Consider the following 23,371-nt stretch of genomic DNA (forward strand, 5'->3'; position numbering starts at 1 on the left):
ATTGTAGTATTTGACAATTCACATGAATAATAGATAGGAGAAGTAGTATGAAAGACTTTATGAAAGGAGTAGGGAGCATTTCCTTGCTACATTACATCATTTATTCACTTGTCTGTTTTTCACCTGTCATTCATGTTTTATTTATACACCATCCGCTAGATTTAAAAACGATGATTATGATAGGTTTAGGTATCTTGGGATTTTCTTTCTTAACCTTTGGAAAAATAGTCAAGATTATCTCTAATAAAAACAACAGATAGTCTGTCACCTCTGCAATAAACCGTGGCTCGTTTCATTGCAGAGGTGCTTTTTGTCATATAGGAGTGGATTATGGAATCTGGCAGTCACGTCGCGAAGGTTTTTACTAGGAGATGTATACTGTTGACTGCAATAGGCATGATAGATGAATGAAAAGTTTAGGAAAATTTTTTGTAGCTATTTTAAGCGAATATTGAACGATATAGATATATAACTGTCAAGCGATAATTCTAAAAAGAATTAGAAAGTTTATCTTTTGCGGTTGTAATTAGTCTCATATCTATTTATGCCTTTCTTTATCATCGATTTTTCCCTTAATTTCCGAACATTATTTTGAAAAAGTGAGTATTTTTTAAAATAAAAGCAATCATTGTGTTATAATTTCATTGGAAACGTCAAGAAAGACGTAGCGATGCTGATAGGCATAGGTAGGTCAAATGATATAAATGATGAGGAAAAAACTATGCTTAATGATTTTCAAGTTTTTGATTATGAAGATATTCAATTGATTCCAGCAAAGTGTATCGTTCAAAGCCGTTCAGAGGCAGATACAAGGGTGACTTTTGGTAAACATACCTTTCGTATGCCGGTTGTACCATCTAATATGCAGACGATTATCGACGAAGATGTAGCAGAAGAATTGGCTAAAGGTGGTTATTTCTATATTATGCATCGCTTTGATGAAGCAGGACGAAAGCCATTTATTAAACGGATGCACGATAAAGGTTTGATCGCTTCTATATCGGTAGGGGTAAAGGAATACGAATATGACTTTATCACTAGTTTGAAGGATGATGCGCCTGAGTATATTACAATTGATATAGCGCATGGACATTCCGATAGTGTTATTCGGATGATCCGACATATCAAGAAAGAGCTACATGACACTTTTGTCATTGCTGGGAATGTTGGTACACCTGAAGCGGTTCGTGAGCTGGAAAATGCTGGGGCAGATGCGACAAAAGTGGGGATTGGACCAGGTAAGGTTTGTATCACTAAAGTGAAGACTGGTTTTGGTACAGGTGGCTGGCAATTATCAGCACTTCGCTGGTGTTCAAAAGTTGCCCGCAAACCGATTATTGCTGACGGTGGTATTCGAACACATGGTGACATTGCGAAATCTATCCGTTTTGGAGCTAGCATGGTAATGATTGGATCGCTGTTCGCAGGTCATATAGAAAGTCCGGGAGAAACCATTGAAATAGATGGAGATAAATTCAAGGAGTATTACGGTTCTGCATCTGAATACCAGAAAGGAGCCTACAAAAATGTAGAAGGTAAGAAAATTCTATTGCCAGCTAAAGGTCATTTACAAGATACTTTAACTGAGATGGAGCAGGATTTACAAAGTTCGATTTCCTATGCTGGTGGTCGCGACTTGCACAGTCTGACACGAGTAGACTATGTTATTGTTAAAAATTCTATTTGGAACGGCGATGCGCATTAATGATTCATAAATATAGAACGTGTAATAATCTTGCTAATAGGCGGTGCAAGATTTCTACAAAATACCAAACACCTAGCAATAAGTGTGTCTAATAGTTACTTGTTACTATTGAGTAGTAGCTTGCTTGTCTAAAATCAAAGGACTTGTTTAGTGAGAGCAAGTTCTTTGATTTATTAAAAAGGAGTTATAATGAAAAAATTAGAAGAACGAATCCTTCGAGATGGCAATGTTTTAGGAGAGAATATTCTGAAAGTAGATTCTTTCTTAACCCATCAAGTTGATTTTTCTCTGATGAAAGAGATTGGCCAAGTGTTTGCAGAAAAGTTTTGCAACGCTGGCATTACTAAGGTTGTAACAATTGAGGCTTCTGGTATTGCGCCTGCTATCTATGTCGCAGATTCTTTGAATGTCCCCATGATATTTGCTAAAAAATCAAAAAATATCACGATGACCGAGGGAATTTTAACAGCAGAAGTGTATTCCTTTACAAAGCAAGTGACCTCCACCGTTTCGATTGCTGAAAAGTTTCTTGATGCTAGTGATAAAGTTTTGATTATTGATGATTTCTTAGCTAATGGTCAAGCTGCCAAAGGATTAGTTGAGATTATTCAACAAGCAGGAGCGCAGGTTGAGGCGATTGGGATTGTCATAGAGAAGTCTTTCCAAGACGGCCGTAACCTACTGGAAGAAGCAGGCCAAAAAGTTGTCTCCTTAGCACGAATTGAAAAATTTGTGGATGGGAAAGTTGTGTTTGGAAAGGCAGATGCTTAAGATGGATTATAAAGAAGAAAAACACTCGCAAGCCGCTATTTTAGGCTTACAGCACTTACTGGCTATGTATTCAGGTTCGATTTTAGTGCCGATTATGATTGCTAGTGCATTGGGGTATTCTGCTGAACAGTTGACCTATCTGATTTCGACAGATATTTTTATGTGCGGGATTGCTACTTTTTTACAGTTACAATTGAATAAATATTTTGGTATAGGATTACCAATAGTTTTAGGTGTGGCTTTCCAATCAGTTGCTCCCCTTATTATGATTGGGCAAAATCATGGAAGTGGAGCTATGTTTGGCGCATTGATTGTTTCTGGGATCTATGTGATTCTCATTTCTGGAATTTTCTCAAAGATTGCGAACCTTTTTCCAGCAGTTGTGACCGGATCGGTGATTACGACGATCGGCTTGACTTTAATACCAGTAGCCATCGGTAATATGGGAAATAACGTTGAAAAACCAACTGCACAAAGTTTGCTTTTAGCTACTGTGACAGTTTTAATCATTCTAATGATTAATATTTTTACCAAGGGCTTTATCAAATCGATAGCCATCTTGATTGGCTTAGTTGTTGGTACTATTATTGCTGGAGCTATGGGATTGGTTGATTTGACTCCAGTTTTTCAAGCTCCGATTGTTCATATTCCGACACCTTTTTACTTTGGTATACCAAAATTTGAACTATCCTCCATTGTTATGATGTGTATTATTGCGACTGTTTCAATGGTTGAGTCAACAGGTGTTTATCTTGCTTTATCCGATATTACAAAAGATAAAATTGATCAAATACGTCTGCGAAATGGCTATCGTGCGGAAGGGCTGGCTGTATTGCTTGGTGGATTTTTTAATACATTTCCTTATACTGGATTTTCTCAGAATGTTGGTTTGGTCAAATTATCCGGTATCAAAACACGCTTACCCATATATTATGCAGCAGGTTTTCTAATTCTCTTAGGACTATTACCTAAGTTTGGCGCATTAGCACAGATTATCCCTGCACCAGTTCTTGGTGGTGCAATGCTTGTCATGTTTGGATTTGTATCACTTCAGGGCATGCAGATATTAGCACGTGTGGATTTTGAACACCATGAGCATAATTTCTTAATCGCAGCAGTCTCTATTTCCGCAGGAGTAGGTCTGAATGGAAGTACTCTTTTTAACAGCCTTCCAACCAGCTTACAAATGTTCTTCTCAAATGGTATTGTTATGGCTAGTATGATTGCGATTATCTTAAACATTATTTTAAATCGAAAAAATAAATAAAAAAAGCTGGCTTTAACTGTCTCAAATAATTAGATTTCTTGTCTAATATTTGGGATCAGTATAGCCAAGCTCTTTTTACTATTTCCAAAAATGCAACAAGCAGTTTGACAAGGAAATAATGACGCACACTATTTGGTACGCATTTCACCTTGAGGATAATATGTTCCTTCTGGCATGTCGTTGATGATAACATGAACAGCTGACAAAGGAGCACCAGTATTTCTGACAACAGCCTCTGTCACTTCTTTTGCTAGAGCTTTCTTTTGCTCTAAAGTACGCCCTTCAAATAAATCAATTCGAACAAATGGCATATTATATCTCCTTTCTTTTGTTAATAGTATTTTATCACAAATAAGGTTTTATTGCTTGGTCAATTATGGTACAATGGAGTATAGTAATTTTGAGATATGAAAGAAGAAATAGATAAAATATGGCTCAATTATATTATAAATATGGCACTATGAATTCGGGTAAAACAATTGAGATTTTAAAAGTAGCTCATAACTACGAGGAGCAAGGAAAAAGTGTAGTCATTATGACTAGTGCGATTGACACTCGAGATGGTGTGGGGTATGTATCAAGTCGGATTGGTATGAGACGCCAGGCGATGGCAATTGAAGAAGATACAGATATTTTGGGTTATATTAAAAATTTACCAGAAAAACCTTTTTGCATTTTAATTGATGAGGCCCAATTTTTGAAACGCCATCATGTTTATGACTTAGCGAGAGTTGTAGATGAGCTGGATGTTCCAGTTATGGCTTTTGGACTTAAAAATGATTTTCGCAACGAGCTTTTTGAAGGATCTAAACACCTTCTTCTTTTGGCAGATAAACTTGACGAAATCAAAACGATTTGTCAATTTTGCTCTAAAAAGGCTACTATGGTTTTGCGAACGGATCATGGACACCCCATATATGACGGAGAACAGATTCAAATCGGTGGCAATGAAACATATATTCCAGTTTGCCGGAAGCATTATTTCAATCCCCCTATTCATTAAAAGGAAAGTACAAGGAGAAGTTAAGAAAAATGAATATTTATGATCAACTACAAGCGGTAGAAGATCGCTATGAAGAACTTGGTGAGCTTTTGAGTGACCCAGATGTAGTTAGTGATACTAAGCGCTTTATGGAGCTTTCTAAGGAAGAAGCCAGCACCCGTGATACGGTGACGGCTTATCGGGAATATAAAAAAGTCCTTCAAAATATCATAGACGCTGAAGAAATGATTAAGGATGCTTCTGGTGATGCTGACTTGGAAGAAATGGCTAAGCAAGAGTTGAAAGATGCCAAGGCTGAAAAAGAAGAATATGAGGAAAAACTGAAAATCCTTCTTTTACCGAAAGATCCAAATGATGACAAGAATATTATCCTTGAAATCCGTGGTGCAGCGGGAGGAGATGAGGCTCAGTTGTTTGCTGGAGATCTCTTACAGATGTATCAAAAATATGCCGAAAGCCAAGGATGGCGTTTTGAAGTTATGGAAGCTTCTTATAATGGTGTAGGTGGCATCAAAGAAGTGGTCGCAATGGTATCTGGCCAGTCGGTCTACTCAAAGCTTAAGTATGAATCTGGTGCTCATCGTGTACAACGGGTTCCTGTAACCGAAAGTCAAGGTCGTGTTCATACCTCAACAGCAACAGTCTTGGTTATGCCAGAAATCGAAGAAGTGGAATACGATATTGATCCTAAAGATCTTCGTGTTGACATCTACCACGCCTCAGGAGCTGGTGGACAGAACGTCAATAAGGTTGCGACTGCTGTTCGTATCGTTCACTTACCAACCAATATCAAAGTTGAGATGCAGGAAGAACGTACTCAACAGAAAAACCGCGAAAAAGCAATGAAAATCATCCGAGCTCGTGTAGCAGATCATTTTGCTCAAATCGCTCAAGATGAGCAGGATGCGGAGCGCAAATCTACTATTGGTACTGGTGATCGATCTGAGCGGATTCGCACCTATAATTTTCCGCAAAACAGGGTAACCGATCACCGCATCGGATTGACCTTGCAAAAGCTGGACACGATCTTATCTGGTAAGCTGGATGAAGTTGTTGATGCTTTGGTTCTCTATGACCAAACGCAAAAACTAGAAGAGCTCAATAAATAATGATATTTGCTCAATATTTGAATCAGTTAGAGCAAGAGTTAGAAGCAGTCGGTGAAGAAGCAGAAAGCCTGTCTTTCGTTTATCGGGCTCTCCATAAGCTTTCCTTCACAGACTTTGTTCTTAAGCTTCGGACAGAAGTTAGCCAGGAAGACCGTGAGGAGCTAAAAGCAATTCAAGAGCAGCTGCTTGCTCACAAGCCTGCCCAGTATATCATTGGGAGCAGTGACTTTCACGGTCTGAATCTCAAAGTTGATGAGCGAGTGTTGATTCCAAGACCTGAGACGGAAGAGCTGGTGGAGCTGATTTTGTCAGAAAATCCCGAAAGTTCTATGTCTGTCTTGGATATTGGGACTGGTAGCGGAGCCATTGCTCTTGCTCTGGCAAACAGCCGTCCAGACTGGCAGATTACTGCTTCTGATCTGTCAAGTGATGCTCTTGCTTTGGCAAGAGAAAATGCTCAGTCATGCGGACTTAGCCTCACTTTTGTCCAATCTGATTGTTTGGAAGCAATTAGCGGGAGATTTGACATCATCGTCTCCAACCCGCCCTATATTTCAGAAGCAGATAAGGTCGAAGTTGGACTTAACGTCTTAACCTCAGAACCTCATATGGCTCTCTTTGCGGAGGAAGATGGCTATGCCGTCTATCGGAAAATAGCAGAGCAGGCAGGGGATTATCTCACAGAAAAAGGAAAAATCTATCTGGAAATTGGTTACAAGCAAGGAGATGGCATTAGGGAGTTGCTGAAAAAAAACTTTCCTAAAAAACGAATCCGAGTCTTGAAAGATCAATTTGGCAAAGATAGAATGGTGGTAGTGGATAATGGATAAGATAGAGAAGACTCTTGAAGCAGGAGGAGCAGTTGTCTTGCCGACAGAAACAGTATATGGGCTTTTTGCTCAGGCTTTGAATCAAGAGGCGGTTGAGCGAGTCTACGAATTAAAACGAAGACCCCGTGACAAGGCTCTTAATCTCAATGTGGCTAGTTTAGAAGAGATTTATGCTTTTTCCAAGAACCAACCCAGTTATCTTGAGCAACTCTATCAAGCCTTTTTGCCTGGGCCACTAACTATTATCCTCCAGGGCAATGATCGAGTGCCTGCCTGGATAAACTCAGGTATGGAAACCGTGGGCTTTCGGATTCCTAATCATCCAGTTACCCTGGACTTGATTCAAAAGTATGGCCCCTTGATTGGTCCATCCGCCAATCTTTCTGGAAAAGCCAGTGGAACTTCTTTCCAGCAGATTATGATGGATTTTCAAGAGCATGTCTCGGGAGTAGAAGATGACGCCGCTTTGACAGGTCAGGATTCAACTATCCTGGACTTATCTGGAAAAAAGGCTCTTATTTTACGCCAAGGGGCAATCACTCGCGAGGATATTCTCGCCCAAGTAAATGATATAAAATTTTAACTTTTAGGACCTAAGGTCCTATTTTCGCAAAAAGAAGGGAGACACCTTATGATTTTTGACCAAGAAGACTACAAAGCATTTGACCCAGAGATTTGGGAAGCAGTTGCTAAAGAAGAAGAACGTCAGCAACATAATATTGAGCTGATTGCTTCAGAAAATGTCGTTTCTAAAGCTGTTATGGCTGCTCAAGGTTCTATTTTGACTAATAAATATGCTGAAGGTTACCCAGGTCGCCGTTACTATGGTGGGACTAATGTAGTGGATGTGATTGAGAGTCTAGCGATTGAGCGCGCCAAGGAAATCTTTGGTGCTAAATTTGCCAATGTGCAACCTCACTCAGGTAGTCAGGCTAATTGCGCAGCTTATATGGCTTTGATTGAGCCAGGTGATACAGTTATGGGCATGGATTTGTCTGCGGGCGGCCACTTGACTCATGGTGCTTCAGTCAGCTTCTCTGGTCAAACCTATAATTTTGTATCCTATAGTGTTGATCCAGAAACAGAATTGCTGGACTTTGATGCCATTCTCAAACAAGCCAAAGAGGTTCAGCCTAAGCTGATTGTGGCGGGAGCTTCAGCTTACTCTCATATCATTGACTTCTCAAAATTCCGTGAAATCGCTGATGCGGTAGGGGCTAAGCTCATGGTTGATATGGCTCACATCGCTGGCTTGGTCGCTGCAGGTCTCCATCCAAGCCCTGTGCCTTATGCGGATATCACAACTACGACGACCCACAAGACCTTGCGCGGACCTCGCGGCGGTTTGATTTTGACCAATGATGAAGACTTGGCTAAGAAGATCAACTCAGCTATCTTCCCAGGCATTCAGGGTGGACCGTTGGAGCATGTTATTGCAGCCAAAGCGGTTGCCTTTAAAGAAGTGCTTGACCCAGCTTTCAAGGTTTATGCACAGCAGATTTTGGATAATGCTCAAGCTATGGCCCAAGTCTTCCGTCAACATGACAAGTTCCGTGTGATTTCTGACGGCACCGAAAATCACCTTTTCTTAGTGGATGTCACTAAGGTTGTAGAAAATGGAAAAGTCGCTCAAAATCTCTTGGATGAAGTCAATATTACCCTTAATAAAAACTCCATCCCTTACGAGGCTTTGTCACCGTTTAAGACTAGTGGAATTCGTATCGGTACAGCAGCTATTGCAGCTAGAGGCTTTGGTGTAACAGAAAGTATCAAGGTAGCAGAGCTTATTATCAAGGCGCTGGAAAACGCTGAAAACGAAGCGGTGCTGAATCAGGTGCGGGCTGAAGTTCGGGAACTGACGGATGCTTTTCCACTCTATGAGGGCTTGAACTAAGATGGATATTTACGTAAAAAAAGCGATTATTCATCAATTCAGTCCAGCTGACACCGAACTGCTGTTGGCGGATAAATTACTCAACATCACTCCCAAGATTGAAGAATACCTGCGCAAGAAAATCGAGCGAGTCTATTCTGACGATGCTAAAACAGGTGTTTTCGATCCTGAAAACGTCTTTTTAGCCCAGCTTTCAGACGACCTACTGGAAACGTCAGTGACAATTGCCAAGCTCTGGCAGGAGGAGTTTTCAGTCAGTGAAAATCAGAAAACCAATGATCTGATTTTTGTTCAGTTTGACAAAGAAGGTGTGGAGCACTTTGCTTTTCTGCGGATTGCTCTGCGGGAAACTCTTACCCACTTGGGCGGCGAGGTGGACAATCCTATCAAGCTGACCCAGAACAATCTACCTGGCTTTGGTACAGGCGCAGACGAGGCTTTGGTCATCAATCTCAAATCTCGCAAGTACCATCTGATTGAAAAACGCATCAAGTACAATGGCACATTTCTCAATTATATGTCTGACAATCTCTTGCAAGTAAACCCGACAATCTCAGCTAAGAAATCAATCAAAGCGCTTGAGAAGACTGCTCAAAAAGTTGCCGAAAGCTTTAATAAAGACGATTTTCAGTTCCAGTCCAAGGTCAAATCCAGTATTTTCAAAAATCTGGAAGAAAATGATGAATTATCTCCTGAGAAGTTAGCTGATGATCTTTTTGACAACAATCTAACTGCCCGACTTACCTTTATCGACCAAGTCAAGGAGACTATTCCTGAGCCAGTCAAGTTTGATGAGATTGATAGTAGCCGTCAGAAGAAAAAGTTTGAAAATCAGAAACTCTCCCTTTCAAACGGAATTGAGCTCATCGTTCCTAATAATATCTATCAGGACGCAGAGTCGGTAGAATTTATCCAGAACGACAACGGGACCTATTCTATTTTGATTAAGAACATCGAGGATATCCAAAATAAATAATGTTTAAATTTCTAAGAAGACTGATTTTAGTCCTTTTCGTGCTCTTTGCTGGCTATAAGATTTATCAGGTTCATCATGATGTCAAGCAGGTCATGAAGTATCAGACTTTGGTCAGAGAAGTGCTGGACGAGCAGGACACTGCGGCCAATGAAGAATTAGTACTGGCCATGATTTATACAGAAACCAAGGGAAAAAATTCTGATGTCATGCAGTCTAGTGAAAGTGCAACCGGTCAGACCGATGTCATCACGGACAATAAAGAAAGTATTCGCCAGGGCGTCCAGACCTTATCTGATAACCTAGAGTTAGCCAGCGAGAAAAAAGTGGATGTTTGGACAGCAGTACAAGCCTATAATTTTGGACAAGCCTATATCGACTACGTAGCTAAAAACGGCGGTGAAAATACGCTGGAGCTGGCTAAGAAATATTCAAAAGATGTGGTAGCGCCAAGTTTAGGAAATGTAACTGGCAAGACCTATGTCTATCTCAGTCCTATTTCTCTCTTTCGTGGCAGTAAATTATACATTAACGGAGGTAATTTTTACTATTCAAGATTGGTCAGACTAAACATGTATATTATGAGAGTTATGAATTGGTTTTAATTTTTTGATACTAGCTTAAAAATTTGATGATCTAATTTTTAAGCTTTTTATTTATAATTTTCTTGTCCTTAATAACTAGCCGATTATAAATTGTCAAGCTATATATAGCCATTTAAAGCAGAATATTGTATAATAAGAATGTTATATATAAAAATATTGTAATTAAATGATTATCTAGGAGAATTTTTAAATGGGAAAAGATTTATTTAATCCTCACCTGCGTAAGTTTTCGATAAGAAAATTAAGCATTGGCGTATGTTCTGTGCTTTTGTCTACTTTGCTTCTTTTAGGAGCAACTTCACAAGTTAATGCTGATGAAACTACTGCAGTTAGTATTCAAAACACATCTAATCAAACAAATTCAACAGAAACATCAGTAAGTTCTAATGAAGCTGTAACTTCAACTTCTGAACAGGCACCGAAAACAGAAAGTGCAGTCCCTGCTACAGAGACAGAAAAATCTCAAACTGCTGAAAATTCTGTTCAAAAAGCCTCAGAATCAGAGAAAGTTGAGAAAACTACCGATCCTACAGAAACGAAGACTGCTGAGGAGTCACAAGCAACGACTGTTTCAAAAGAGAGTACTAGTCCAGCTGTAGTTGTAGCGAATTCAGTAGCAACCAAAGAATCAGTCCAGCCTAGTCGTTCGCGCCGTGTGAGACGTGATGCTACATCAGGTGGACAAACGAATAACGGAATCGGTATTGGTTCTGCAGGGGCTGATGATGCAACTTCTACACCACGTGTGCCTAAGCCAAGTTTGGATGAGTCTATTAAGAAAGACAGCGTCCAGTTAGCTCGACAAATTTCTTGGTTGGATTTCTCAGATAGAGCAGGTTGGGAAAACTTGGATCGAAATGGTGGGCTTAAGGTAGGGACTACCTTCAAAAAAGAAATTTCACCAGGCTATGAAGTGACTCTGACAGTCACAGAACTTAAACCTTTTAACTCAACTGAAATTTATAAAAAGCGGGTTGAAGGTACGCCGTCAGAAAATACCTATAACCCAAATGCAGAGAATGGCTATCTCAAGTCAGCTGCAAAATATGGGAAAACACCTCCTGCGGTGATAGGTTCTGCTCAGAATCAATGGACAAGTATCCGTGATCAAGGTTTTGATACTCAGAATCGAAAAACTCAGCTTGTTTACCCAGAAAATTCAACTAACTGGGGAGTTAAATTCAAGATTGAAGCTACCTATCTTGGTAAGCGTGTAGCACCAACTGTAGTTATGGCTGATGGTGAAGATGCAAACCCAGGTGAATTTGCCATGTTTACCACAAATGGAACAGGATGGGAATACCTTGGTGAATGGAAAAAAATAGCGCCGCCAAAGAAGCCTATACCGTAATCACTAAAAAGATGCTGGATGAGGAGAATAAAAAAACTCCCGGCGGTCTTGTCATTTTAAGAGATAAAAGTGTCGATTGGGAAAAGTATCTGAGTCCAGATACAGTAACAGGTGGTCTAGGTAGTCAAGTCTTTGGACCTAACCTGTCTCACTTACGTACAGTGCCTGTAGTAATGACACGTGGAGCTTCTGAAGTCGGTTTCTATGTAGCATCATCAGGTCAACAAGCAATGATGATGGGATTTTTGGTAGTAGATGGTAGTGATGCACCTGAAAGTTATGGCAAAGCTTTCCATACTATTTCTGCTCGTGATTCAGTGACCAATGCAACTATTAAACAACCTTATTTAGGAACAACTGCAGCGGATATTGATGTTGAATCAGCAAATGATTGGGTAACCGATGATCGCAAAGAAATCGCGGACGAAGGTGCGACTCAATTATTGGCTGACGACCAATTAACTAACTCCAACGATCTTTTGAACTTGGATAAGGCTAAGGACGGAAGCTATACGATCAAAGTTAAGGCTAGTCCAAACGGGAATCCGAAAGCACATATTAAGGCTTGGGTTGATTTCAACCAGAATGGTATTTTCGAAGAGAACGAAGCTAGTGATGTCAAGACCATTACTGCTGCAGGCGACCACACTCTGACTTTTAAGGCCAACCCGACGATTAGTGGAGGACAGGTTGATAAGTTGGGCATGCGTTTTCGTATTGCTACTAATGAAGGAGATATTGAGAAACCGACAGGAATAGCCTTTAGTGGTGAAGTAGAAGATATGCGTTTGCTACGCATTCATCCTCCAAAAGGAGAAAAGAAAACCACAGATGGTTTTACTGGAGAGACTCAAACTGCTAATCTTCACTTCACACCGAAGGGAACTGACCGATCTGATCATACCTCTAATACAACCATGAGCTCCCAAGCTCCTCAAGTTCTGGATAATCAAGGAAATGTTCTTCCATCAGCCGATGGAACAAGCTATATTCGCCCTGAAGGTGTCTATGTGGTGACAACTAATGGTAATGATGTCAAAGTATCCTTTACACCAAATACCGCTTTTTCTGGAACTGCAGAGGGAATTAACATCCGCTGGAAGGATAGTAATGGAAGCTCTACTAATTGGCAATCAACTAATGCTCAAGATCCAAATAAGAATGATGTTTTGAGCAATATGGATGGCCGTTATATTCCAACTGTTCGTAAGATACCTAGCTATGATTCTAATGGTCTTCAAGGTCTGGAACAAAGCAAAAATCTCATTTTCAACGATGATGATTCAAATGTGACTCCTGTATCTCCGGATGCAACTCGTCCAGCGACCTTTGTGGATGCAAGCGGTCAACCAGTAACAAATAACACAGTTCCTGCTCGGTCCAACGGTCAGCAAGTCGGAACATATGAACTAGAACCTAATACTGGGAAAGTAATCTTCAAACCTAACAAAAACTTCTATGGGACACCAGATCCAATTGTAGTTCAAGTTAGTGATACTGATGGAAAAGCACACCGTGCTCGTTACCAACCAACAGTAACAAAAGTCACTCCAACCAGCACAAACGCCGAGTCAACAGGTCTTCAAGGACAGCCACAGAGTGGTAAACCAACCTTCACCCCAGGTGATCAGGCTGTTCCAATTGATTTGGATACACCAATGACCTTTGAAAATGGACAAGCTACGAAGACAGTCCAAGGAGTAGGTGAATATAAGATCAATTCTGATGGAACTATTACCTTTACCCCTGAGAAACAATTTGTAGGTACACCAGATCCAGTAACGGTGAAACGTGTTGATAAGAACGGTACAGAAGTAACAGCAACTTATAAACCTACGGTAACTAAGGTAACACCGACAGGAACAGGAAACAAAACATCAGGCCTTCAAGGTCAAGTCCAAACAGGTAAAGTAAACTTTACTCCAGGACATGCATCTGTTCCATTCCCAGCAGGTTCGACTCCATTGTTCGATAATGGTACTACTGTTAAAGAAGTACCAAATGTTGGTAAATTTGAAGTGGATGCCGATGGCAATGTAACCTTCACACCAAACAAACAGTTCAAAGGCGAAACACCAGAACTTGAATTAACTCGCGTGGATGCCAACGGTACACCAGTTACAGTTAAGTACCAAGCAGTCGTTAGAGAAGTAGTTCCGACAGGAACAGATACATCGACAACTGGTAAGCAAGGTCAAGTTCAAACAGGAACTCCAACCTTTACAGAGGGTCATTCAGCAGTACCAATGGATAATGATACTCCAGCTACTTTTGATGATGGTACAAGAAGAAAAGTAGTTCCCCAAGTAGGAACCTTTGAAGTGGCATCAGACGGTACAGTGACTTTCACTCCTGAGAAACAATTTGTAGGTACACCTGATGCAGTCACTGTTAAACGCTACGATAAGAACGGAACCCCAGTTACAGCGAAGTACACAGTGAAGGTTGAGAAAGTCACTCCAACTAGCACAAACGCTGAGTCGACAGGCCTTCAAGGACAGCCACAGAGTGGTAAACCAACCTTCACTCCAGGTGATCAGGCAGTTCCAATTGATTTGGATGTACCAATGACCTTTGAAAATGGACAAGCTACGAAGACAGTCCAAGGAGTAGGTGAATATAAGATCAATTCTGATGGAACTATTACCTTTACCCCTGAGAAACAATTTGTAGGTACACCAGATCCAGTAACGGTGAAACGTGTAGATAAGAATGGTACAGAAGTAACAGCAACTTATAAACCAACAGTAACCAAGGTAACACCGACAGGAACAGGTGTGACAAGTACTGGACCACAAGGTGTTGCACAAACAGGCAAACCAAGCTTTGAGGGTGGAGATGCTCTTGTGCCAATCGATGAAAGTATTGATCCGGTCTTTGATGATGGTACTAAAACGAAGATTATACCAAATCAAGGTACATATACGATTTCTTCAGATGGTACTGTAACCTTCACACCTGAGAAACAATTTGTAGGTACGCCTACTCCAGTAACAGTAAAACGTGTTGATAAAAATGGTACAGAAGTAACGGCGACTTATACACCTAGCTTTACCAAAGTCACTCCAACCAGCACAAACGCTGAGTCAACAGGTCTTCAAGGACAGCCACAAAGTGGTAAGCCAACCTTCACCCCAGGTGATCAGGCTGTTCCAATTGATTTGGATGCACCAATGACCTTTGAAAACGGACAAGCTACGAAGACAGTCCAAGGAGTAGGGGAATACAAGATCAATTCTGATGGAACTATTACCTTTACTCCTGAGAAGCAATTTGTAGGCACACCAGATCCAGTAACGGTGAAACGTGTTGATAAGAATGGTACAGAAGTAACGGCGACTTATAAACCTACGGTAACTAAGGTAACACCGACAGGAACAGGAAACAAAACATCAGGCCTTCAAGGTCAGGTCCAAACAGGTAAAGTAAGCTTCACTCCAGGACATGCCTCTGTTCCATTCCCAGCAGGTTCGACTCCATTGTTCGACAATGGTACTACTGTTAAAGAAGTACCAAATGTTGGTAAATTTGAAGTGGATGCCGATGGCAATGTAACCTTCACACCAAACAAACAGTTCAAAGGCGAAACACCAGAACTTGAATTAACTCGCGTGGATGCCAACGGTACACCAGTTACAGTTAAGTACCAAGCAGTCGTTAGAGAAGTCGTTCCAACAGGAATAGATACATCGACAACAGGTAAGCAAGGTCAAGTCCAAACAGGAACTCCAACCTTTACAGAGGGCCATTCAGCAGTACCAATGGATAATGATACTCCAGCTACTTTTGATGATGGTACAAGAAGAAAAGTAGTTCCCCAAGTAGGAACCTTTGAAGTGGCATCAGACGGCACAGTGACCTTCACCCCTGAGAAACAGTTTGTAGGTACACCTGATGCAGTCACAGTCAAACGCTACGATAAAAATGGAACCCCAGTTACAGCGAAGTACACAGTGAAGGTTGAGAAAGTTACTCCAACCAGCACAAACGCTGAGTCAACAGGTCTTCAAGGACAGCCACAAAGTGGTAAGCCAAACTTCACCCCAGGCGATCAGGCTGTTCCAATTGATTTGGATACACCAATGACCTTTGAAAATGGACAAGCTACGAAGACAGTCCAAGGAGTAGGTGAATACAAGATCAATTCTGATGGAACTATTACCTTTACTCCTGAGAAACAGTTTGTAGGCACACCAGATCCAGTAACGGTGAAACGTGTTGATAAGAACGGTACAGAAGTAACAGCGACTTATAAACCTACGGTAACCAAGGTAACACCGACAGGAACAGATGCAACTTCTACAAATATTAAAGGTAAAGTTCAAACAGCTAAACCGATTTTTGAGGCTGGTAATCCACTTGTTCCGATTGATAGTTCTGTAAGACCGGTATTTGAAGACGGTACAACGGAAAAAACCATCCCAGGTGAAGGAACATATACTTTATCTGAAGATGGTACGGTAACCTTTACTCCGGATGCTAATTTTGTTGGTCAAGCTACAAGTGTAACTGTTGTTCGTAAAGATACTAATGGAACATCTGTTTCTGCAACATATACACCAACTGTTGTTGATACTTCAATTAGCCACGATCAATCATCAAGCGGTCGCAAAGGTGAAGCGCAAAATGGCAAACCAACCTTTGAAGGTTCAATTGATGAAACAGTTCCGCCGACTTTTGAAGATGGTACAACGACTAAAACTGTCCCTGGTCAAGGTACTTACACTATTGCACCTGATGGAACTGTCACTTTTACACCAGATACTAACTTTGTTGGTACTGCTACAGGTGTCATTATTAAACGTTTAGATATTTACGGCAATGAAGTTAAAGCGACTTATACACCGACTGTTCTTGGCGAAACAACGACAGAAAATGTTATCTCACAAGGAACAAGAGGTGAGCAACAAAGTGGTAAGCCAGTGTTTAATGGTGATGTAGACACTTCAGTGATTCCAACATTTGATGATGGCACAACAGAAAAAATTGTGGACGGAGAAGGGAAATATACAATTGCGATAGATGGCACCGTGACCTTTACTCCAGAAGCTCATTTTGTTGGAGAAGCTAGTGGCGTAACTGTAATCCGTAAAGATCGTAACGGCAATACCATTTCTGCGACTTATAAACCGAAAGTTGTAGATAGACTTGCGCCGGTTGTTCCTGTTGTTCCAGTTGATCCAGCAACACCAAGCAAGCCTAAAAAACCGACAAAACCACTTGATTATAATGAATCAATCAAGCCAACAATTTCGGATAAGACCAGAGAACATAAAGAGGAAATTTCATTTATCAATCCAAAAGATAAAAACGCAAAACTTCCAAATACAGGAAGCAAAAATAATGATTTACTAGGAGGACAACTCCTTGCAACCCTTGGAAGCTTACTTCTTTTATCTTTAGTTAAGAAAGATAAAAAAGAAGAATAGAAAATTTCTTTCTACAAAAAGAGTGTGTATACACTCTTTTTGTGTTTCACAAACTTTAGTCTCTTGTATCCATGTAAAATAGATGATATAATTTACTGCAGTATTATAGATAGAAAGAGAGTATGTATGAAAAAGAAATACTATATTTTGATAACCATGTTTCTAGTAATCATAGTAGGATTTGTATACAGTATATCTAAAAATGAAACACACCTGAATAGTGAAAAATATACTCAATCTACTATTCCGACTTTATTTTTTCATGGTTATGGTTCAAGTGCTAGGGCAGAAAAGCATATGACTGAAGCAGCTCGAAAAGCAGGAGTAACAAAAACAATTATTCAAGCCACAGTTAATAGGAATGGGCAGGTAGATTTGATTGGAAAAATTCCTAAAAATACTATAAATCCAATTATAAAAGTGCAATATGAAGACAATCGTAATCCAGACTATCAGCAAGATGCAGAATATGCTAAAAAGGTAGTAACAAAACTCCAGCAAATGTATGGTTTTCAAAAAATGAATATGGTAGGCCACTCTATGGGGAATATGTCAATTCTGTTTTATTTATTAGAGTATGGAAAAGATGAGACACTTCCTCAAATTCAGAAGCAAGTTCATATCGCAAATCATGTAAATGGGATTGAAGGAATGGATATGCCTGATGGGATGACAATAATGAATCTTGAAACCGGTCAACCAAATAAAATGAGCCAATCATATACAAAATTACTAGGCTTGCGTGAAATATTTCCACAAAATCAAGTAGATGTTTTAAATATATATGGAGATTACAAAAATCAGTCAGACGGCAGTGTTCTAAATAGCTCTTCCAAGACCTTGAAGTATTTATTGTTTGAAAATGCCAAATCATACCAAGAAAAGCAATTTACAGGAAAACTTGCTAAACATAGCTTGTTACACGAAAATCCTGAAGTTGATAAAGCATTGATAAATTTTCTTTGGGCAAAATAAAAAAGCAAAAAATCTGATCTACATCCTTTATAAGAAAAGCTTTGGCTTTATGTACTATTTTTATATGGCTGTTCTCTGAAGAATTTTATGGTAAAACTTAATGCAAGAAAGCAATATTGACGGTGGTTATAATTTAAACTACTTGTTCATATTGTTTAATAGATTTGCAGATACAAGCGTTTAAAAGGGCATTGAGTAATCTTATATTCAACCAGAATACGTTTTGGTGTATTTGCTAGATGATAGTCAAAAATCACAAACTTTAGATCTACTAGGTTTATCATTAAATATCGATACTAAGTCTATCAAAACAATGGCAACAGGCATTTTAAAAAAAGCTTATTTGGTAATTAAATCTTTCGATATTTTTATTGATAGCTTGATGTATAAAGTTGAATAGAGTATTTTTAGATTTATTTGCCTATAACTAAAAAACTCAGAAATTACTAATTTCTGAGTTTTTTTAAATTAAATCATTTTATTCCCACTCTATTGTTCGCTCAATAAATAAGGTTTGATATAAGCTAGAATATCGCTTTTTTGTTTATTAAGTTGACATGAAATTGTTAGAATTGATTTGTGTTGTTTGCAAATTGTTTGCAGACTTGCAAAAGAATGTGTAGAAAAAACACAATATTTTTTGTATAATAGTATCAGTAATTATTATAGGTGGTGATATAGTGAGATTAGCTGTTAGACTTGCAATAGAAACAAGAGATAGCATTGATGCTCTCAAAGAAGAAATTAAAGCAACTGGAGAATTTGACAATCTTCGTCTTACCAATGGTTTTGTCGTTAATCAAGCATACTTAGATTCTAAAAAAATTACTGCTGAACAAAACTGGGACAAAGTCTTAAAATTTGGCTCTCAAGTTGAAGAACGAAGTGCACCAAAAACTCGAACTGATTTGCAAGTAAATCAAACCACTATTGATGGTATTGCTGAATTGAAGAAGATTTTACCTCAATATACAGAAACAAGTTATGTAACTACTTCATTTGTTATTAGAATGATAGTGAGGGGTTCTCTTTTGGTACGCCGTGGAAAAATTTAGGCTTTTAGCCTATTTTTTTATTTTAAATTTATGTGTTGACAAAACACGACACTTTATTTTATAATAGCGACGTGAAGTAATCACGACACTTTAGAATAAACAAAGGAGGACTAACAATGATTAGACCAATTTTAAATGCAGAAGAAACAGTAGGTGGAGCAAAAATCCTTGTCAGCCAAAAACCCTATTTTCTTTATATAGATGAAAATGGAAAACGTAGAAAAACAGAAACAGTTGCTGGTTACTCGTATGAGTGCGTAGCTATTGAAAAACAGTTTGAACGCTTTAATGTAAAGATTGAGCACTCTAAACCTCTTTTCCAAGATTCAAAAGCCATTCCTCAGAATTGTTTAGTTGAATTTTTGAAACTAACAGGTAGTGTTTATGTTGCAGGAGATAATTACAAATATGTGGCTTGTTCTTTCAAAGCAGAAGGGATTGAGGTGGTAGATGATGAAAAATAGAAATTATAAAATGGTAAGTGCATTTACTAAGCCTCCTATTATTTTAAGGAAAAGAATTTTACAAATTATGACTTTTGGGCTGATTTTCGTTTTAATTGGGCAGTTTATAATGAAATCGGATTTTCTCATTATGACCTTGTTCTTGGCTACAATAGTTTTTCTATGCGTGGGATATGTCTTTTATAAATACAAAGCTAGTCTGGACTATAAAATCAAGCAATTTCTTGTTCATAATAGTCTATATAGTAGCGATATATCGGCAGAAGTTGGATATTTAGTTACTGATGAGCAAATTCTTATTCGCTTCAAAAAAAATGCTGACATATTCACTAATAAATCTAGTCAATTTGCAAATCACTTTCAAGCTATACTAGATTTACCTTTGCAGGACATTGTAAATAATAATACTTATTGTGAGTATATATTTGACCGTTTTCCTAATAATAGGTTAGATTTTTCTTCACGAGAAGTCCTAAATAACACTATTAAGTTAACAGAAAAAATTTCATGGGAGTTCTCCAAACCTTGTCATACTTTAATATGTGGTTCGACTAGTTCTGGCAAGACCTACCTTGTAAGTATGTTAATACTTGATTATTTAAGGATAAAAGGTAAAGGTGGAGGCTGTGATATATATGTATGTGACCCAAAATCGGCAGATTTAGCTATCATTTGTCGAAGAATTGACTTGAAGAAATATGGAAAGGTACAAAATCTTGCTGTATCAGATAATGAAATAGCACGACTACTAAGAGAAGTTAATGATGAAATGGAACGTAGGTATTCTGAATGGTTTAGTGATGACGAGCACTCTTTTGGCAAAACTTGGACAGATATTGACAATGCTAAACCTTTAGTGGTTATAATTGATGAATTTTCGGCTGTCCTATCTGTTGCTAATCCTAAAGTAGCTAAAGAAATAACTAGTTACTTTAATAACTTACTTCTAAAAGGGCGAATGGTGGGGATAGAGATAGTATTGATTATGCAACGACCAGATATATCTTCTAATTCAAATAATGGCTTAACTGGTCACCAAAGAGATCAGTTTAGTATTCGTATCGGTATGGCTGATATGACAAGTGACGGGAGAAGGATGCTTTTTGGAAATACTGATGCTGAATTTCAGAGTGTGAAAGAAATAGGTGCTGGGTATATCATGATTGATTCTAAACATAAAAAACCAGTCTATTTTGAAGCTCCTTTATTACCACAAAATAGTATGGATTATTTGAATGTTTTGGATAAGGCTATACTAGAAAATATGTCCTAATGGCACTCTAAAAAGTTGTTGATGAGCAAATGTCTTAAGCATTTGAGCGGAGCGACCATCAATAACTTTTTAGGGTCTTCAAAAATCGGAACGATTTTTGATAATTGGCTTGTTTTTAATTAAACAATAAGAGAATTTTGAAAAATCAAAAGCGAGGTTTCTAAATGAATGATAGCAAGGATTTTTCAATTCGACCTGATGATTTTGTTACTGTTACCTTTATGAATGATATTTACGAGGTACAGTATTTACAAAAATCCAATAGAGTAAATAATATCTTGAAAATTGATTCTGATCGATATGTTATAAAATCTACAGGAGAAATTAAATATTATGAACACGCTGAAACAAGAAATCAAAATGAAAACTCAATAAAGCAGACAATGAAAAAGATAAGGTATCTAATAAATGCAAATTTTTCAGGACATAAAAATGAACTTTGGGCAACTTTAACATTCAGAGATACCAAGACTTTTTCAAAAGAGTTTAGATCTTGCTATAAAATTGGGTTTGATTCAGAAAAATATTGCTAAACAGGTTGGGAATGTAAAAAAAATAAGAAAGAAAGTAGATTTTTGGACTAAAGAAGAAGCAGAAAAAGTATTTTCGACATTTGATTTGAATGATTATTATGATAGATTTGCTTTTACTCTTATCTATACTCTATTTATGACTGGTTTACGAATTGGGGAGGCACAAGCTCTAAATTGGGCAGATATAAATTTCAAAGAAAAGACTTTGAATATAAGTAAAAATATGTACTATAAGACTTCAAAAGAGTTTTATATTACCGAGCCTAAAACATTAGCTAGTAATAGACAGATTGCACTTGATGATACAACTACAAAATATTTGATGGAATGGCAGTCAATCCAAAAAAATAATATTGTCACAGATTTTGTTTTTTCATATAACGGGTTGCCGACTAATAAGAGTGCAACTAGTCATATTATAACCCGGCATTCAAAACTAGCAGGAGTACATAGGATTAAGACACACGCTTTGAGGCATTCTCATGCAAGTCTTTTAATTTCATTAGGAGAGAACGCTCTTGTGATTCGTGATAGATTGGGGCATGAAGATATAAAGACAACACTAGGAACTTATGGACACTTATATCCGAATATGAATAGAGAGGTAGCAAATAAATTGAATAATGTTCTAAATTTAGAAAAAACGGTTGTAAAAAGACGACATATAAAAAATCAATACACTAAAGATTTATAGAATTCACATTTTATGTTACAATAGGTAAGTTAAATACAAAAGGAGGAACTATGGAAAAAAAGAAATTACTGCTTATTCTATCTATAGTAAAGAAGCAAAACGAAAAAATAAAATTAACCCATTAGACGAATTTTATCCTAAACTACCAAAAGAAAAATACGATGTAATATATGCAGATCCGCCATGGGATTACGGAGGAAAAATGCAGTATGATAAAACTACAATTAAGGCTGAAAATGTAGGGTTTGAAAAAAATATATTTATCAGTGCGGCAAATTTTAAATATCCAACTGTTAAATTAAAACAATTAATGGAACTAGATGTTAAGTCAATTGCTGCTGACGATTGTATTTTGTTTATGTGGACTACTGGTCCACAAATGGCTAATTCCATAAAATTGGGAGAAGCCTGGGGATTTGAATATAAGACAGTGGCATTCGTTTGGGACAAACAAATCCACAATCCTGGACGGTATACCTTATCACAAACAGAATTTGTTCTTGCGTTTAAAAGAGGAAAGTTCCCAACCCCAAGAGGAGCAAGAAATGTACGACAGTTGGTTTCACTCAAAAGGGGGAAACATAGTGAAAAACCTGAAGAAATTATCGATGGAATTACAAGAATGTTTCCAGAACAAAAGAAGATAGAGTTATTCGCTAGAAAAAACTTTATAGGTTGGGATAACTGGGGGTTAGAAATTCCTGAATCAAAAATTGAAATTCTATCACAACATGAAATAGATAAGAAATAAAGCAGTTGTTTTGCAACTGCTTTATTCTTATAGTAGATATGGTAATAAATTATTTTCGAAAAAATCTAGTAAAGAAGCGACATTATCTGTATCTCTCCACATAAAGTAATTTTTAGTATACTCTTGAAACCAGAATGCAATTTCTCTATTTCTCTTAGGGTCACGTGTTATATCCCCAATGTATACAATCCAAAAAGGTAAAATTTCTTCAGATAAATTACTTAACTGGCGTATGGCTCTAGATAAACCTGGTGTAAAATATTTAGTGCTCCGTTCATGTGCGTTTCCTCTACCAGCGGAGCTTTTCGTTCCTTCAATCCATCCATCTTGTCTTTTAATTTCTCCAAATAAAATTTTTCCATTTTCTAAATTTCTAATGGCAAAATCCATACTGATTCCCCAAGAATATCTTGGCTTTCCATTACGTTTAATTTCTGTAACATCAATATTATAAATTTCTTCCAAAACTTCTTGAGGTAATCCATATTTAGAATAAATGTCTCCAAATTCTTTTGGATGTCTATCTACAAGAAATTTATTTGGATAAACTTCATCTAATGCTGATTGAAGAGCTAAATGAAATTTAGATTCTGCATCTAATGCTGCAGCACCACTTACAGTCTGCCAGTTGGCTCTTTTTCTTAATTCGTTTGTAGCCATTTAATTCTCCCTTTGTTTGCAAATTGTTT

Annotated in this window: 21 protein-coding genes and 1 pseudogene; 20 read left to right on the forward strand and 2 right to left on the reverse strand. The window is 38.1% G+C overall.

Annotation, left to right across the window (positions count from 1 at the left end; genetic code table 11):
* Nucleotides 1–47: 47 nt before the first annotated feature.
* The 4 genes from HMPREF9182_RS00520 to HMPREF9182_RS00535 all read left to right on the forward strand — a co-directional run bounded on the left by HMPREF9182_RS00520 (nt 48) and on the right by HMPREF9182_RS00535 (nt 3,743).
* Nucleotides 48–260 (forward strand): hypothetical protein, encoded by a 213-nt coding sequence (locus HMPREF9182_RS00520; RefSeq protein WP_009754436.1) that lies wholly within the window; start codon nt 48–50, stop codon nt 258–260.
* Between the two features lie 461 nt (nt 261–721).
* A complete protein-coding gene (gene guaC / locus HMPREF9182_RS00525; protein ID WP_009443640.1) occupies nt 722–1,705 on the forward strand; it encodes a GMP reductase in 984 nt (327 codons plus the stop codon).
* Between the two features lie 189 nt (nt 1,706–1,894).
* Complete coding sequence (locus HMPREF9182_RS00530; protein WP_009754231.1) at nt 1,895–2,476, forward strand: xanthine phosphoribosyltransferase; 582 nt, start codon at nt 1,895–1,897, stop codon at nt 2,474–2,476.
* A 1-nt stretch (nt 2,477) separates the two neighbouring features.
* Entirely contained in the window at nt 2,478–3,743 is a 1,266-nt protein-coding gene (locus tag HMPREF9182_RS00535; protein WP_037602906.1) for a nucleobase:cation symporter-2 family protein, read from the forward strand.
* Nucleotides 3,744–3,871: 128 nt separating this feature from the next.
* Here HMPREF9182_RS00535 and HMPREF9182_RS00540 read toward each other — a convergent pair whose 3' ends face one another.
* The gene (locus HMPREF9182_RS00540; RefSeq protein ID WP_303659934.1) at nt 3,872–4,096 is read right to left on the reverse strand and encodes a 4-oxalocrotonate tautomerase; all 225 of its coding nucleotides are present in this window, start codon (nt 4,094–4,096) and stop codon (nt 3,872–3,874) included.
* A 77-nt stretch (nt 4,097–4,173) separates the two neighbouring features.
* On the opposite strand from HMPREF9182_RS00540, the gene HMPREF9182_RS00545 reads away from it, so the two are divergent.
* The 16 genes and pseudogenes from HMPREF9182_RS00545 (at nt 4,174) to HMPREF9182_RS00615 (ending at nt 22,682) form a co-directional block, all read left to right on the forward strand.
* Nucleotides 4,174–4,746, forward strand: coding sequence for a thymidine kinase (locus HMPREF9182_RS00545; RefSeq protein ID WP_009443215.1), 573 nt, complete (start codon nt 4,174–4,176; stop codon nt 4,744–4,746).
* Nucleotides 4,747–4,775: 29 nt separating this feature from the next.
* Entirely contained in the window at nt 4,776–5,855 is a 1,080-nt protein-coding gene (prfA, locus tag HMPREF9182_RS00550; RefSeq protein ID WP_009443651.1) for a peptide chain release factor 1, read from the forward strand.
* Nucleotides 5,855–6,685, forward strand: a complete 831-nt coding sequence (gene prmC, locus HMPREF9182_RS00555) for a peptide chain release factor N(5)-glutamine methyltransferase (RefSeq protein ID WP_009754471.1) — start codon at nt 5,855–5,857, stop codon at nt 6,683–6,685. Before prfA ends, prmC begins: the two co-directional genes overlap by 1 nt.
* Entirely contained in the window at nt 6,678–7,268 is a 591-nt protein-coding gene (locus HMPREF9182_RS00560; RefSeq protein WP_009443179.1) for an L-threonylcarbamoyladenylate synthase, read from the forward strand. The genes prmC and HMPREF9182_RS00560 overlap by 8 nt, the downstream gene beginning before the upstream one ends.
* A 48-nt stretch (nt 7,269–7,316) precedes the next feature.
* Nucleotides 7,317–8,579 (forward strand): serine hydroxymethyltransferase, encoded by a 1,263-nt coding sequence (gene glyA, locus HMPREF9182_RS00565; protein WP_009443921.1) that lies wholly within the window; start codon nt 7,317–7,319, stop codon nt 8,577–8,579.
* Between the two features lies 1 nt (nt 8,580).
* Entirely contained in the window at nt 8,581–9,555 is a 975-nt protein-coding gene (locus tag HMPREF9182_RS00570; protein ID WP_009443915.1) for a nucleoid-associated protein, read from the forward strand.
* Nucleotides 9,555–10,157 carry a lysozyme family protein gene (locus HMPREF9182_RS00575; RefSeq protein WP_009754894.1) on the forward strand — a complete coding sequence of 201 codons (603 nt, stop codon included), beginning with the start codon at nt 9,555–9,557 and terminating at the stop codon, nt 10,155–10,157. Before HMPREF9182_RS00570 ends, HMPREF9182_RS00575 begins: the two co-directional genes overlap by 1 nt.
* Before the next feature lie 190 nt (nt 10,158–10,347).
* Nucleotides 10,348–16,643: pseudogene (locus HMPREF9182_RS00585) on the forward strand (CshA/CshB family fibrillar adhesin-related protein); the annotation flags it as partial.
* A 156-nt stretch (nt 16,644–16,799) separates the two neighbouring features.
* Nucleotides 16,800–16,937, forward strand: coding sequence for a hypothetical protein (locus HMPREF9182_RS11045; protein ID WP_303659935.1), 138 nt, complete (start codon nt 16,800–16,802; stop codon nt 16,935–16,937).
* 126 nt (nt 16,938–17,063) lie between these two features.
* Nucleotides 17,064–17,912, forward strand: a complete 849-nt coding sequence (locus HMPREF9182_RS00590) for an alpha/beta hydrolase (RefSeq protein WP_009754357.1) — start codon at nt 17,064–17,066, stop codon at nt 17,910–17,912.
* Nucleotides 17,913–18,592: 680 nt separating this feature from the next.
* Complete coding sequence (locus HMPREF9182_RS00595) at nt 18,593–18,967, forward strand: hypothetical protein (protein ID WP_009443911.1); 375 nt, start codon at nt 18,593–18,595, stop codon at nt 18,965–18,967.
* Nucleotides 18,968–19,083: 116 nt separating this feature from the next.
* The gene (locus tag HMPREF9182_RS00600) at nt 19,084–19,431 is read left to right on the forward strand and encodes a hypothetical protein (protein WP_009443304.1); all 348 of its coding nucleotides are present in this window, start codon (nt 19,084–19,086) and stop codon (nt 19,429–19,431) included.
* Nucleotides 19,421–20,704: an FtsK/SpoIIIE domain-containing protein gene (locus tag HMPREF9182_RS00605; protein WP_009754509.1), complete on the forward strand. Its 1,284-nt coding sequence runs from the start codon at nt 19,421–19,423 to the stop codon at nt 20,702–20,704. Before HMPREF9182_RS00600 ends, HMPREF9182_RS00605 begins: the two co-directional genes overlap by 11 nt.
* A gap of 164 nt (nt 20,705–20,868) precedes the next feature.
* Nucleotides 20,869–21,237: a hypothetical protein gene (locus HMPREF9182_RS09555; RefSeq protein ID WP_009754704.1), complete on the forward strand. Its 369-nt coding sequence runs from the start codon at nt 20,869–20,871 to the stop codon at nt 21,235–21,237.
* Entirely contained in the window at nt 21,215–21,931 is a 717-nt protein-coding gene (locus HMPREF9182_RS00610) for a site-specific integrase (protein ID WP_050792348.1), read from the forward strand. Before HMPREF9182_RS09555 ends, HMPREF9182_RS00610 begins: the two co-directional genes overlap by 23 nt.
* A 166-nt stretch (nt 21,932–22,097) precedes the next feature.
* Nucleotides 22,098–22,682, forward strand: coding sequence for an MT-A70 family methyltransferase (locus HMPREF9182_RS00615; RefSeq protein ID WP_255263269.1), 585 nt, complete (start codon nt 22,098–22,100; stop codon nt 22,680–22,682).
* 27 nt (nt 22,683–22,709) lie between these two features.
* On the opposite strand, the gene HMPREF9182_RS00620 is transcribed toward HMPREF9182_RS00615, so the two are convergent.
* Entirely contained in the window at nt 22,710–23,342 is a 633-nt protein-coding gene (locus HMPREF9182_RS00620; protein WP_009443276.1) for a MunI family type II restriction endonuclease, read from the reverse strand.
* Between the last annotated feature and the right edge of the window lie 29 nt (nt 23,343–23,371).

Source organism: Streptococcus sp. oral taxon 056 str. F0418 (genome assembly GCF_000220065.1).
GTDB lineage: Bacteria > Bacillota > Bacilli > Lactobacillales > Streptococcaceae > Streptococcus.